The sequence below is a fragment of the Enterococcus massiliensis genome (assembly GCF_001050095.1).
In the GTDB taxonomy this organism is placed as follows: domain Bacteria; phylum Bacillota; class Bacilli; order Lactobacillales; family Enterococcaceae; genus Enterococcus_C; species Enterococcus_C songbeiensis.
In genome coordinates this window covers 396,165-408,698 of the sequence record NZ_CVRN01000007.1, presented here as the reverse complement: position 1 = coordinate 408,698, position 12,534 = coordinate 396,165, and the positions used below count along the sequence as shown (strand labels likewise).

The window sequence follows — 12,534 nt, the reverse complement described above, 5'->3', positions numbered from 1 at the left end:
ATAATGAAATTTACTAAAGGGTACTGGCTAACAAAAGAAGGATTTACTTTAAATTATCCTCAAGAAGTAATCGATTTTTGTAAGTCAGAGGATAGATTAGAACTATTTTTACCTTACAAAAAAGTAGAAAGACGTGGAGACACATTAAATGTAGGAATGACTACGCTACGATTTGAATCACCGCAAGAAGATGTAATTAAAGTTCGGCTGACACACCATGATAGAAATATTCACGAGCCAAACTTTTCAGTTCTAGAATCGGAGGTCCCGGTTATTATCAACACATCAGAAAATGATTATTTTTCATTTAAATCTGGTGCATTGGAAGCTAGGGTTCCTAGATCTGGTGATTTTAAAATCAATTTTTTGGGAAATGGAAATTTAATTACATCCTCAGAGTATAAGGCACAAGCAGAAGTGACTTCAATAGATGGAAAACATTATATGCGTGAGCAATTATCTCTAGATCCTTATGAATTTGTTTATGGAATGGGTGAAAGATTCACTCCATTTATAAAAAATGGGCAATCCGTAGATATCTGGAACGAAGATGGTGGAACTGGAAGTGAGCAAGCATATAAAAATATTCCATTTTATCTTACAAATAAAGGATACGGTGTTTTTGTCAATCATCCAGAAAAAGTTTCATTTGAAGTGGGTTCTGAAAATGTCTCTCGGACACAGTTTAGTGTTGAAGGAGAAACCTTAGAGTATTTTTTAATTTATGGCCCGGATATGAAGAGTGTGCTTAAAAAGTATACAGATTTGACCGGAAAACCAGCATTGCCACCGGCATGGTCATTTGGACTATGGTTATCAACTTCCTTTACTACAGATTATAGTGAAGAAACGGTAATGTATTTCATTGATGAAATGCAAAAACGAGAAATTCCTTTTGATGTATTCCACTTTGATTGTTTTTGGATGAAAGAATTTGAGTGGTGTGGGTTTGAATGGAATAAGGAATTATTTCCAGATCCACAAAAATTGTTGAAGAAAATTCATGACAAAGGTCTAAAAGTCTGTATGTGGATTAATCCTTATATTGGACAGAAAGCCAAAGTATACCAAGAATGTAAAGATAATGGCTATTTTATTAAATCTACAGATGGAAATGTCTGGCAATGGGATCTATGGCAAGCTGGACAAGGAATTATTGATTTCACTAATCCGGAGGCACGTAAATGGTACAAACAACAACTAAAAGAATTAATTGAACTGGGTGTGGATTCTTTTAAAACAGATTTTGGTGAACGAATTCCAATTGATGCAGTTTATTTTGATGGATCTGATCCTAAAAAAATGCACAATTACTACGCTTATCTTTACAATGAAGTTGTTTTTGAATTATTAGAAGAGTTAAAAGGAGAAGGGAATGCAGTCGTTTTTGCTCGTTCTGCTTCGGTAGGATCACAAAAATTTCCTGTTCATTGGGGAGGGGACAACCTTTCAGAGTATTCTTCTATGGCAGAATCGTTGCGTGGTGGACTATCATTTGTCCTCTCCGGATTTGGTTTTTGGAGCCACGACATCGGTGGATTTGAAGAGAGTGCTGAGAATGATCTATATAAACGTTGGACACAATTTGGATTACTTTCCACTCATAGCCGATATCATGGAAACATTGAGTATCGAGTTCCATGGAATTTTGGAGAAGAAGCAGCATTAGTTACGAAAAAATTCTCAAGATTAAAAAACTCTTTGATGCCATATATATATTCTCAAGCTGTTGAAACAGCAAGCACCGGTGTTCCAATGATGCGTCCGTTATTACTAGAATTTCCTGAAGATTATACGACTCATACAATCGATAAACAATATATGTTTGGAAAGAATTTGATGGTGGCGCCGATCTTTAATACGGAGGGTAAAGCTAAATTTTATCTTCCAGAAGGGATTTGGACTAATTACTTGGATAACACCACATTATCTGGAAATGAATGGTACAACGAAGTATATGATTATTTCAATTTGCCATTAATGGCGCGTCCAAACAGTCTAATCATTGAAGGAGATACCGTTAACACAGCTTCGTATGATTATTCCAAAAATTTAATCGTTCATGCATTTGAAATTACTCAGCCTGTTGTAGAATCCATTTACGATATTGATGGAAATTATGTTGGAAAAATTTTGATTACTCCTAATAAAGATAGTTATAAAGTAGAAGTAGAAAATCTCAAGAATGTAAAGATCATCTTTAGAAATAGGATGATAGAAGGCATGAAAAAACACGAACTTGGATCTGTAATGAAAGTTTAAAAATTATTTGTTTATCAACAATAGTGTTATTAATGAAAATCGTCAAAGCAATTAGAGCAGATTAATCTAAAAAAATTAGTGGAAAAGCACAAAATTCTAACATTCAGAATTTTGTGCTTTTCTGGTCTTTTGAAGCAGGTTCACGAGATTACTCCAGATAGAGTCCTATATTTTTATTCACCAATATTAAAAACATAGAGATAATTTTCTTTTTTATCCAGTAATTCTTTTCAAGCCTTCACATACCCATACCCGACACTTTGCAGTTCAACCAAATCTAGAACCCCAGCAGGGACGACAGTCACATTTTCAGGCAAGTCGTCCTTGCTGATTTTATTTGCTTTCATGGCGTTGTTACAGGCGTGAAATTGCACACTGTTAGTTTGAATAAAAGGAAGGTTTTTGTTCTCTAAATATCCTTTGATGGCGATGCCGTTGACCGAGACTACAATGGTAATGTCTGAAGATGCTTTCAGTAAATTTTTTACATTTTTTGATGTTTCGCTCCACTTTTCTAATTCATCGATATGGAAAACAACTTTCATAGGGTTCCACCTCGTTATTTTTTAATAATCATGTTAATGGCTTGTTCTAATTTTTCCGCTTGTTCTTTTGGATCTTTTTCAGGGTTTTCGAAACAGTTTTTTAGATTGTCTGCCACAATCATGCCCATAACCCGATCAATGCTGGAACGAACCGCGCTTAACTGGGTAATGACATCGATACACTCTTTTTCCTCTTCCATCATCTTTTGAATGCCGCGAATTTGTCCTTCTGTTCGCCGCAAACGATTGATGATTTTTTTTTGTTCTTCGGTCGTTGTCGCCATCGTCTCGCTCCTTCAAAATTAGTTAATTGAATTATACCTATCGAGGGTATATCCGTCAATGTTTTGACTTGATTAAAATTTTTTTCGATTAGGAGAGTTGACAAAGCCCATTTATTAAGTTTAAATATACCCTGCTAGGTATACAGCTTAAAAAGAATTTGCTTTTATTTTCTTATCAAAAAAAATTCATTTTATTTTTAATTTACAAATAAAACAGTCTAATTGCGTTCTTTTTCTTGTGGGATACCGATTTATTTATACCACTAGCGGTATATTTATTGTCAATCTTTTTAAAAAAACTCGAACAAACAAGGAGGAAACAGAGATGAAAATTATCATTGTCGGTGGTGTCGCCGGTGGGATGTCGGCTGCGACTCGGTTGCGCCGCTTGATGGAAGATGCGGAGATTATTGTTTTGGATAAGGGACCCTATGTGTCTTTTGCCAACTGCGGGTTGCCTTATCATGTGTCCGGTGAAATTGCGGAAAGAAATGAATTGCTGATTCAAACGCCGGAAACTTTACAGGCGCGTTTTAATTTGGATGTTCGACCGAATCATGAGGTAACCGTCATTTCACCAGAAGAACATACAGTTACTGTCAAAAGTGAAGCAGGTACAAAGGTCGAATCCTATGATAAATTAATTTTATCCCCAGGGGCAAAACCTTTTATCCCACCAATTAAAGGGTTGTCGGAAGCCTCGAATGTCCATACGTTGCGGAGTATTCCGGATCTAGATAGAATCATGGCAGGAATCACCGAAACAACGGAAAATGCTGTGGTGATTGGCGCTGGATTTATTGGTTTGGAAATGGCAGAAAGTTTACAAAAACGCGGTTTAAAAGTCACGATTGTTGAGTCAGCACCCTTTGTTTTATCAACCTTGGATGAAGAGATGGCAGCCTTTGTCAAAAATGAATTGCAGCAAAATGATGTTCGTGTCATTACGTCTCAAGCGGTGACAGCCTTTGAAGAGGCTGGTAAAAAAATTATTCTAGAAGATGGACAAGTTCTTTCCTCTGATCTTACGATTTTGTCTGTCGGTGTTCGACCGGAAAATCAATTAGCAGAGCAAGCTGGACTAGAAATTGGATTTCATGATGGAGTTGTTGTAGACGAGCACTACCAGACCAGTGCCCAAGACGTTTACGCGGTGGGGGATGCTATTGTGGTCAAACAGCAAATCACTGGCGAAGATGCGTTGATTTCCTTGGCTTCTCCAGCGAATCGCCAAGGTCGTCAGGTGGCGGATATCATTGCTGGGCTTCCTCGAAAAAATCAAGGAAGTATCGGAACTGCCATTGTTCGTACCTTCAATTTATCGGCAGCCTCAACTGGGTTGAGTGAATGCAGCGCAAAACAAGCAGGCTTTGATGTCTCTGTTGTTCATGTTTCCGGCAAAGATCATGCAAGTTATTATCCAGAGGCAACAGATATTTTATTGAAATTGGTGTTCAACGCCACGACCGGAGAAATCTATGGCGCTCAAGGTGTGGGAGAAAAAGGAGTGGACAAGCGAATTGACAGTTTAGCGACTGCCATCAAAGGTGGAATGACGATTGATATGCTGCCGGAATTAGAATTTACTTATGCGCCGCCCTTTGGTTCAGCAAAAGATCCGGTAAATATGTTTGGCTATGCCGCTTTGAATCTAGCAGAAGGTATCAGCGAATCGCTACAATGGCACGAGCTTACGCAAGAAGTAGCAGAGGGCAAAATTTTGTTGGATGTGAGAACGAAAGAAGAATGGCAAAATGGGCGATTCAAGCATTCCTACAACATTCCGTTACATGAGTTACGCTGCCGATTGTCGGAACTAGATCCTGCTAAAGAATATATTGTCAGTTGTCATAGCGGGATGCGCAGTTATTTAGCAGAAAGAGTATTAAAGCAGGCGGGGTTTCGTGCCAAAAGTTTGGACGGCGGCTTTGCCTTGTATCATATAATCAGACCGGAGGAAATTGAAAATGTATCGTTCAATCGGAATGCCTGAATTTTATCAAAAAACAAAACGTCAGTCTTTAGCAATCATCGATATTCGAGAAACCCATGAGTATCGCTTTGGACATGTACCACAAGCCGTCAATTTTCCTTTGAGTGAATTAGGATCAGCCTATGGAAAATTAGACACGGACAAGGAATATTACATCATTTGTCAAAGCGGCTCACGATCGACAATGGCCTGTAACTTTTTAGCGGCAAAAGGCTATCGTGTGGTGAATGTGATGGGTGGCACCTCCGCTTGGCTAGGTGGGTTGGAATAATTAGAAAACGATAAAACCAACGAGATAAGCCGAAAAAAAGTGGCGATTAGCAACCAAAATAACCGATTGTTCGTCGTCATTTATTAGTAACCTAAAAAAGTTTCACATGAAACAATTTAATCGGACTTTCCAAACAAATCTCTTTCAATTTTTTTAAAATATGGTATTCTTGACACGTACCAAAAAATTAAATAGAACGCGCTCGCAAAGGGGAGTCCATTTGGGCTGAGATTGAGGAAACTCTAAACCCTTCGTACCTGTTTCGATCATTCGAACGTAGGAATTGTGACGGAGATAGAAGTAGATGATGCTTCTCCTTTGTGAATTGTGACGGTTCTAAAAGGAGGAGTTTTTTTGTTATGAATAAATCAATCAGAATATGGGTGGAAGGAACGATTATTGCCGCTTTGGCGATGGTATTGTCGCTGATTCCACTGGATATCGGTGCTAGTTTTTCTATTTCGTTGGGGCAGATTCCCTTGACGATTTTTGCCCTGCGCCGAGGCTGGAAACCGGGGTTGGCGGCAGGAGCGATTTGGGGGCTATTGCATTTTCCGATGGGGAAGGTTTGGTACCTCAGCGTAATCCAAGTATTGATCGAATACCCTATAGCCTTTACCTTTGCTGGTTTGGCGGGATTGTATGCGGTGAAATTAAAACGGGAAATTGGCAAAGGCGATGGCAATAAAATAAAGCTTACTTTGATTCAAGGCGCCTTTGCGGGAGCTTTGGCACGTTATTTCTGGCATTTTGTTGCCGGTTGGGTCTTTTGGGGTTCCTACGCTCAGTGGGGAATGAAACCGTGGCTGTATTCGCTGGTCATGAACAGTGCTTCTGGTTTGGCAACAGCAGTGACCACAGCTGTTGTCGTTGTTCTCAGTTACACTCTTGCGCCACAATTATTTACGCCAAAAGCGACAAATTCTCTTTCCTCAAACTAAAAAAACGTTTCTTCAATTGACTTTGTCGTTGAAGAAACGTTTTTAGTTTGGCAAAAAAATAAGATCTTCGTCTTCATAATCGATTTTCCAAGTTCGTTTGACGCTATGATAGGTCAAGGTTGCGACCCGCATGTCTTCTAAGTATTGGCTTTCTTGTTTACGCAAGCCGGCGTCTTCTACGATGTAAATCGGAATTCGATACTCTTTGTCAATCAATTCTGTCTGATCGAAGCAAAAGAGGGTTCCTTCTTGAAACAAGCCTTTCAATTCCTTTAAGCGTTCAATCGAAAGCTTGTCAACAGAGGTTGCTTTGCGGAAAAAAGACCGTCGATCATTGATTCGTTCCAAAACAATCCGAGTCAGCTTGTCGGCCAAGATGCGATAAAATTCATCCAAATAGCGGTAATAAATCCGAGCTAAATCATCTTTGAGATCAAAGTAAACAAAATTATTTTGTAATTTATAAAAAAATGGGGAATGGAGGTGCGTCTTCATGTGACCAAAATACAACAATTCAGAAATTTCAAGAGGTGTCAGTTCCTTGATCATAGAACCGTCACTAAAATCGATCCATTTGATTTCTTCTTGCACCCGCCCGCGACTGATCGTCGTAAAAAAGTGATCAATTGCCTCACTGCCTCGCAAGACTTTCATACCGGTATGTGCTTCATATTCGCCATAGTCACTGGAGGGATCAAGCAGTAGGATATTCTTGGGTTGATGAACGATTCCGCGAGTGAAATCTGCGGTCGTAATTCCCCGTGACAAAACGGCGTTGCTGGTTGTGTCGATATGGACATAGACCATTTTTGTCATTTTCACCTACTCCTCCTTTTCACTGTGTGCTTTTATTTTACAACAAAGCCGCTATAAAAGCTTGTTTCTTTTCCTTTAAAATTTTATTACAAAAGGACAATTTTATGAAATTTTTCTTTTTTTGTTTTCATTTTTAATAAAAAAACAAATGATTGCTCCTTACTGGGAGAAACACGCTTAAGTAGGCTCTTAGTGGGAAAATATGATATAGTTAGCCTATCAAAAAAATGGAGCGTAAAAGGATGGCAAAGAAAAAAAAATCTCGTGTGAAAAATTGGCTGATCAATCTGCTTTTGGTTTTATTATTGGTCGTTGGTTTGGCACTGGTTTTCAGTAATCAGATCAAGAATTTTTTGATCAAGTCCAATGGAGAAAAGTATGCCGTTTCGGCGATGACGCAAAAAGAAGTGGAAAAAAATCTGGAGGCAGATGCGCCGTTTGATTTTGATGCGATCGAATCCGTTTCACCGGAAGCGGTCTTGCGGGCGCAATTCAGCAATAAACGGCTATCGGTGATTGGGGGAGTCGCTGTGCCGCGGGTCAAGGTCAATCTGCCAATTTTTAAAGGACTGTCGAATGAGGCGCTGTTGTGGGGAGCAGGTACTTTAGACCCTGCGCAAAAAATGGGAGAAGGCAACTACGCCCTTGCCAGTCACCGGGCATTGGAAGAAGGACTGCTGTTTCGCCCGTTGGAAGATGTCAAAGTCGGTGATATTTTTTATCTGACGGACTTGAGCAAGGTGTACACCTATAAAACCCAAATCAAAAAAACTGTCGCCCCAACAGCGGTGGAGTGGCTGGACATCATTCCCGGAAAAAAATTGGCAACATTGATTACTTGTAACGATGATACGGGCACCAATCGAATCGTTGTGCAGGGCGAATTACAAGAAATTACCCCCATTAATGAGGCGACCAAAGAAATGAAAGATGCCTTTAACTTAGAACAAAAAACCTATTGATTTGAATAACGGATGCGAATGAAACCTTTAAACAGTTTTCTTCGCATCTTTTTTCAGCTATCTGCTTTTTTGTTATACTGGAAAGGGGAGGGAATTTGATGATTATTGAACGAATTTATCCTTCAGAATTTATTGAATACCAAACAAATTTTCAGAAAAGTCAATTGGCGCTGCCTTTTTTTACGAGCCATTCTGCGGGACGGGCGGGCTTTTTACAGGCGGTCAAAGAGGGAACCGCTTGGCAAATCACCGTACAGCAGCATACCTTTTATTTAAGCGGCACCCTTCACGAAGAGGCATTGGTGGTGACCAATTTGTTGCAGCATCCGGCAGAAAAAGTGACTTGGCAGGAAACGTTTGACAGCATTGAAGTGTTTGCCAAAAAAAATTTCAGCAAACAAATCCAGTTGAAGGTCACAGTGGAAAAGACTTTGCAGCGTTGGTTAACGGTTTATGGCTATACCGTTGAAGGAAAAACACTCGTCAAACGTTGCCAGTATCATACTGCATTGGTTCTTGGCGGTGGGGTGCGCGGGGAGCTTATCAGATTGGCGTGTGGCAGGCATTAAAGGAACAAGGAGTTGCCATTCAATTGATTACCGGCACCTCTGTAGGGGCGCTGAATGGTGGATTGATTCTGCAAGGTGACAGTGAAGCGGCACGAAATCTTTGGTGGCAGATCAATACCGGCTCAGTGCTGCAATTTCCGGCGGCAGCGGCAGAAAGTCGCACCTTAGTGGCTTTGTTGAATCAGATTCGTTCATTGACTGCGACGGCTTTGCGGGAAAACGGAACAAGCACGGAGCCGTTAAGGCAGTTGATCCAGCAAAATTTTTCTCCAGAAAAAGACCAAGAACAAAAAATTCAGCTATACGTTTGTAGTACCCGATTGCCGGATTTTTTTGAGGTAGTGGTGCCCTTTGATTGGCAAAATTTGCCGGAAAGCTTGGATTGGCTGATTGCGTCGGCCTCTTTTTATCCGGCAATGAAGGCCAAGGAGATTGGCGGGCAACTATACATGGATGGCGGCTATCGGAATAATTTGCCGGTGGATGTGGCGCTTGCGCAAGGGGCAACGGAATGTATTCTGGTGGATGTGCAGGGACCGGGTTTTGTCAAAAAAACCACTGTCCCGCAATCTGTGGCAGTTATTGAACTGCATTCCCCATGGACGCTGGGCAGTTTTTTAGTGTTTGACGGGGATCGGTCCAAAAAAAATTATCAGTTAGGCTATTATGAGACCCAAAAGTATTTTGCGCGTTTTCAAGGCTACTGGTATACTTTTTTTAACGAAGAAAATCTGGAAAACGATTGGCAGCAGTTTTGCCAAAAAATCCGTAAAACGCAACCTCGACTGTGGCGCTTGATTAAAAGAAAAGAAACGTGGCAAAAAATGCGTAAGTTTTATCAGGGCAAGGTTACTTTTGAAACAGCCGGTCTGGCGCTGATGGAATGGATGGGTCTGCTGCTGTCTTTGGAGCCGGCACACGTTTATCGAAAAGCAGATTTTTGTCGGGCTTTGTTCACCGCTTTGGAAAAACAAGAGCCCCTTGAAGGTGTTTATTCGGTTCAAGAATGGCTGCGGATGTATCGGGAACGATTGATTGCTTGGTCAGAAGTCAATCAATTCATTTATTTTTACCGAATGTTCCGGGAACAAAGACAGGAGTTGCCGGTCCATTTATTGGAGCGGCTGCCGATTCCGCTGATTGCGGCAAGATTTTTGATGTATTTAGACGAAGGAGAATAAAACATGGCGCAAGAATTTAGTTACGAGATCGTAGAAGAAATCGCAGTTTTATCTGAGAATCCAAAAGGGTGGAGAAAAGAGCTGAATCTAGTCAGTTGGAACGGCCGTCCGCCAAAATTTGATTTGCGGGATTGGAGCCCGGAACATGAAAAGATGGGGAAAGGTGTCACCTTGAGCAACGAAGAATTTGATGCGTTGAAAAAAACAATTCAGGCAATGTAACGGTAAGCAGTCCTCTTCTTTAACCAACAGGAAAAGGGGAAATCTTTTAGTAAAAAATGAATACGAAGGAGCCTTGTCCATGAAAAGCATGACCGGTTTTGGTAAAGCAATCAGCGAATCGGACCAGTATCAAATCGAAGTAGAAATCAAAAGTGTCAACCACCGCTTTTTGGATATTCAGCTGCGCAGTCCTAAGCAACTGAACAGTTTTGAAGGAGCGATTCGGCAAAAGGTAAAGGAACATCTGCAAAGAGGACGGGTAGAAATTTACGTGACCCTGACCGAAAAAGGCGACACGGACAAAGAAATCCAAGTGCACTGGTCCTTGATCGAGCAACTGGTCAAAGAACTGCAGCAAGGCAGCAAAGAACGCTTTGGGGAAACGGATTTTTCACCGGCACGGTTGTTGGAAGAGTTGGCGGTGTTGCCGGATTTTGTCGAGGTCAAGCAAAAAAAGGCAGAAGATGAGTTGTTGGAATCGTTGGTTTTGCAGGCAATTGACCAAGCCTTGGCCGCAAATGTCCGCTCCCGCACAACGGAAGGGGAGCAATTACGGCAGGTGCTTGCGGCAAATGGTACCGAGTTGTCCAATCGATTAGCAGATTTAATGCAATTTTCAGCCGAATATGAAACGGATTTCCGAGGGCGATTTGAAAAGAAACTGCAGGAATATTTGGGAGAAAGTGTTGATCAGGAACGACTACTGACGGAAATGGTGTTACTGCTGGAACGCAGCGACATCCACGAAGAGATTGATCGTATGGCGATTCATTTGAAAAAATTTGCCGTTCTAGTCGCACAGGATATCCCGGTTGGCCGGGAGCTTGATTTTTTGATTCAAGAAATGAACCGAGAAATCAATACGATTGGTTCAAAATCCAGTCCGATTGAAATCAAAGAATTGGTCGTACAGATGAAAACAATCGTGGAAAAAATTCGTGAGCAAGTTCAAAATATTGAATAAAACCAGCTTTACTTTTATCAAAGAAGTTTAATGCGAAGAAAGAGGAGGAACAAAAAATGAAGTATTATGATGTGACATTTCAAGGATTAAGCGGTCGCGGAATCATCAAACGAACGGTTCCCTCTGAAAAAGATCCCTTTGATGCTTGGGAAGACGCCTGTGTGAAAATCACGGAGGATGAATTGCAGTTGCTGGTAAATGAGACGTATATCGTAGTCAAACGGCAATACCTTGCCCGTATTGATATCGAAGAAGTCAAAGACCCGATTGACGAAGCGATGGAGCGTAAAGACGAATTGACCAGTGTGATTAACGCCTTATCAAATATGGGTTTTTGATTATTGGTTGTTTGTCAAAAGATGGGAAGCTTGTTGGAAAAACAGGCTTCTCTCTTTTTGCCATTTTTTTAAAAGTGGCTTTTTGTGAGAAATACCGCTATAATAGTAAAGTAACTCTTGAAACTTACAGAAAAAAAGTGCAAAATAGACGTTAAGCAAATGATCAGTGAAAGGACGTCCCTATGTCAGACCGAGGTTTATTAATCGTATTATCCGGGCCTTCAGGTGTTGGAAAAGGCACTGTACGCAAAGCCATTTTTGAAAGCAAGGACAATGATTTTCACTATTCTGTTTCCATGACCACTCGCAAAATGCGAAAAGGGGAAGTAGAAGGTGTAGATTATTTTTTCCGTACAAGAGAAGAATTTGAAAAATTGATCGAATCAGGAGAGATGCTGGAGTACGCCGAGTATGTCGGTAATTACTATGGCACCCCGCTTTCCTATGTTCAAAAAACGCTGGATGACGGCAAAGATGTCTTTTTAGAAATCGAAGTCCAAGGCGCACAGCAAGTAAAAGAAAAAGTGCCGGATGGTGTGTTCATCTTTTTGACCCCACCAGATCTTCATGAATTGAAATCACGAATCGTCGGTCGGGGAACGGATGCACCGGATGTGATCGAAGAGCGCATGCAGGTGGCCAGAGAAGAAATCGAAATGATGGCGCTGTACGACTATGCCGTCGTTAATGACGAAGTACCAAAGGCTGTGGAACGAATCAAAAAGATCATTGAAAGCGAACATTATCGTGTTGATCGAGTAATCGGAAAATATATCAGAATGTTAAAGGAGATGTAGTCTTATGATGTTGAAACCTTCTATCGACTCATTGTTAAATCAAGTAAATTCCAAGTATTCCCTAGTAATCCTTGCCAGCAAACGAGCTCATGAATTAGATGCCGGCGGGCAAGCAACCTTGGACAGCTTCGATTCTGTTAAAAGTGTCGGACAAGCATTGGAAGAAATCGATGCAAGAACTGTTATCAGTGATCCTCATCCAGAAATCAAACGAGCACGTTTGAAAATGGAAAAGGAAGAAAAAGAAGCACAAAAAGATCGAAATCAAAAAGAACTGGAAGCACGGATTCGCGACGAACAAAAATTATAGACATTTTCAAGGTGAAAGCTGAAACTGGCTTTCATCTTTCTTTTTTGTGCAAAAAGGGAAATTAAGTTTTTATTTCAGC

The 12,534-nt window shown here is 40.7% G+C and carries 15 protein-coding genes and 1 riboswitch; of the genes, 12 read left to right on the top strand and 3 right to left on the bottom strand.

The window, feature by feature from the left end:
• Nucleotides 1–3: 3 nt before the first annotated feature.
• Nucleotides 4–2,262 (top strand): alpha-xylosidase, encoded by a 2,259-nt coding sequence (gene yicI / locus BN1875_RS09255; RefSeq protein ID WP_048604565.1) that lies wholly within the window; start codon nt 4–6, stop codon nt 2,260–2,262.
• 230 nt (nt 2,263–2,492) lie between these two features.
• Here the strand turns inward: yicI and BN1875_RS09250 are convergent, their stop codons facing one another.
• Nucleotides 2,493–2,807 (bottom strand): DsrE family protein, encoded by a 315-nt coding sequence (locus BN1875_RS09250; RefSeq protein WP_048604564.1) that lies wholly within the window; start codon nt 2,805–2,807, stop codon nt 2,493–2,495.
• A 14-nt stretch (nt 2,808–2,821) separates the two neighbouring features.
• Nucleotides 2,822–3,091, bottom strand: a complete 270-nt coding sequence (locus BN1875_RS09245; RefSeq protein ID WP_048604563.1) for a metal-sensitive transcriptional regulator — start codon at nt 3,089–3,091, stop codon at nt 2,822–2,824.
• 277 nt (nt 3,092–3,368) lie between these two features.
• On the opposite strand from BN1875_RS09245, the gene BN1875_RS09240 reads away from it, so the two are divergent.
• From BN1875_RS09240 to thiT, 3 genes are all read left to right on the top strand, one after another.
• Nucleotides 3,369–5,084: an FAD-dependent oxidoreductase gene (locus BN1875_RS09240; protein WP_261795780.1), complete on the top strand. Its 1,716-nt coding sequence runs from the start codon at nt 3,369–3,371 to the stop codon at nt 5,082–5,084.
• Complete coding sequence (locus BN1875_RS09235) at nt 5,059–5,355, top strand: rhodanese-like domain-containing protein (RefSeq protein WP_048604561.1); 297 nt, start codon at nt 5,059–5,061, stop codon at nt 5,353–5,355. Before BN1875_RS09240 ends, BN1875_RS09235 begins: the two co-directional genes overlap by 26 nt.
• Nucleotides 5,356–5,553: 198 nt before the next feature.
• Nucleotides 5,554–5,655, top strand: a riboswitch (TPP riboswitch).
• Between the two features lie 59 nt (nt 5,656–5,714).
• On the top strand, nt 5,715–6,296 hold the full coding sequence (gene thiT, locus BN1875_RS09230; protein ID WP_048604560.1) for an energy-coupled thiamine transporter ThiT: 582 nt from the start codon (nt 5,715–5,717) through the stop codon (nt 6,294–6,296).
• Nucleotides 6,297–6,338: 42 nt separating this feature from the next.
• Here the strand turns inward: thiT and BN1875_RS09225 are convergent, their stop codons facing one another.
• Complete coding sequence (locus BN1875_RS09225) at nt 6,339–7,112, bottom strand: hypothetical protein (protein ID WP_048604559.1); 774 nt, start codon at nt 7,110–7,112, stop codon at nt 6,339–6,341.
• A 242-nt stretch (nt 7,113–7,354) separates the two neighbouring features.
• Here BN1875_RS09225 and BN1875_RS09220 point away from each other — a divergent pair, with 242 nt between their 5' ends.
• The 8 genes from BN1875_RS09220 to rpoZ all read left to right on the top strand — a co-directional run bounded on the left by BN1875_RS09220 (nt 7,355) and on the right by rpoZ (nt 12,455).
• Nucleotides 7,355–8,074, top strand: a complete 720-nt coding sequence (locus BN1875_RS09220) for a class A sortase (RefSeq protein ID WP_048604558.1) — start codon at nt 7,355–7,357, stop codon at nt 8,072–8,074.
• 98 nt (nt 8,075–8,172) lie between these two features.
• Nucleotides 8,173–8,643, top strand: a complete 471-nt coding sequence (locus BN1875_RS13550) for a hypothetical protein (protein ID WP_082147274.1) — start codon at nt 8,173–8,175, stop codon at nt 8,641–8,643.
• The gene (locus tag BN1875_RS09215) at nt 8,565–9,824 is read left to right on the top strand and encodes a patatin-like phospholipase family protein (RefSeq protein ID WP_082147273.1); all 1,260 of its coding nucleotides are present in this window, start codon (nt 8,565–8,567) and stop codon (nt 9,822–9,824) included. The genes BN1875_RS13550 and BN1875_RS09215 overlap by 79 nt, the downstream gene beginning before the upstream one ends.
• A 3-nt stretch (nt 9,825–9,827) precedes the next feature.
• Entirely contained in the window at nt 9,828–10,046 is a 219-nt protein-coding gene (locus BN1875_RS09210) for a YdbC family protein (RefSeq protein WP_048604557.1), read from the top strand.
• Nucleotides 10,047–10,125: 79 nt separating this feature from the next.
• Complete coding sequence (locus tag BN1875_RS09205; RefSeq protein WP_048604556.1) at nt 10,126–11,010, top strand: YicC/YloC family endoribonuclease; 885 nt, start codon at nt 10,126–10,128, stop codon at nt 11,008–11,010.
• A gap of 56 nt (nt 11,011–11,066) precedes the next feature.
• Nucleotides 11,067–11,348 carry a hypothetical protein gene (locus tag BN1875_RS09200; protein WP_048604555.1) on the top strand — a complete coding sequence of 94 codons (282 nt, stop codon included), beginning with the start codon at nt 11,067–11,069 and terminating at the stop codon, nt 11,346–11,348.
• Between the two features lie 182 nt (nt 11,349–11,530).
• Nucleotides 11,531–12,145, top strand: coding sequence for a guanylate kinase (gene gmk, locus BN1875_RS09195; protein ID WP_048604554.1), 615 nt, complete (start codon nt 11,531–11,533; stop codon nt 12,143–12,145).
• Between the two features lie 4 nt (nt 12,146–12,149).
• On the top strand, nt 12,150–12,455 hold the full coding sequence (rpoZ, locus tag BN1875_RS09190) for a DNA-directed RNA polymerase subunit omega (RefSeq protein ID WP_048604553.1): 306 nt from the start codon (nt 12,150–12,152) through the stop codon (nt 12,453–12,455).
• Nucleotides 12,456–12,534 lie beyond the last annotated feature (79 nt).

Excerpts from the sequence above, each read along its gene's own strand:
- BN1875_RS09225 (WP_048604559.1), bottom strand. The coding sequence starts at position 7,112 with ATGACAAAAATGGTCTATGTCCATATCGACACAACCAGCAACGCCGTT.
- BN1875_RS09210 (WP_048604557.1), top strand. The coding sequence starts at position 9,828 with ATGGCGCAAGAATTTAGTTACGAGATCGTAGAAGAAATCGCAGTTTTA.
- BN1875_RS09250 (WP_048604564.1), bottom strand. The coding sequence starts at position 2,807 with ATGAAAGTTGTTTTCCATATCGATGAATTAGAAAAGTGGAGCGAAACA.
- rpoZ (WP_048604553.1), top strand. The coding sequence starts at position 12,150 with ATGATGTTGAAACCTTCTATCGACTCATTGTTAAATCAAGTAAATTCC.
- gmk (WP_048604554.1), top strand. The coding sequence starts at position 11,531 with ATGTCAGACCGAGGTTTATTAATCGTATTATCCGGGCCTTCAGGTGTT.
- BN1875_RS09205 (WP_048604556.1), top strand. The coding sequence starts at position 10,126 with ATGAAAAGCATGACCGGTTTTGGTAAAGCAATCAGCGAATCGGACCAG.
- BN1875_RS09200 (WP_048604555.1), top strand. The coding sequence starts at position 11,067 with ATGAAGTATTATGATGTGACATTTCAAGGATTAAGCGGTCGCGGAATC.
- yicI (WP_048604565.1), top strand. The coding sequence starts at position 4 with ATGAAATTTACTAAAGGGTACTGGCTAACAAAAGAAGGATTTACTTTA.
- BN1875_RS09220 (WP_048604558.1), top strand. The coding sequence starts at position 7,355 with ATGGCAAAGAAAAAAAAATCTCGTGTGAAAAATTGGCTGATCAATCTG.
- BN1875_RS09235 (WP_048604561.1), top strand. The coding sequence starts at position 5,059 with ATGTATCGTTCAATCGGAATGCCTGAATTTTATCAAAAAACAAAACGT.
- BN1875_RS13550 (WP_082147274.1), top strand. The coding sequence starts at position 8,173 with ATGATTATTGAACGAATTTATCCTTCAGAATTTATTGAATACCAAACA.
- thiT (WP_048604560.1), top strand. The coding sequence starts at position 5,715 with ATGAATAAATCAATCAGAATATGGGTGGAAGGAACGATTATTGCCGCT.
- BN1875_RS09245 (WP_048604563.1), bottom strand. The coding sequence starts at position 3,091 with ATGGCGACAACGACCGAAGAACAAAAAAAAATCATCAATCGTTTGCGG.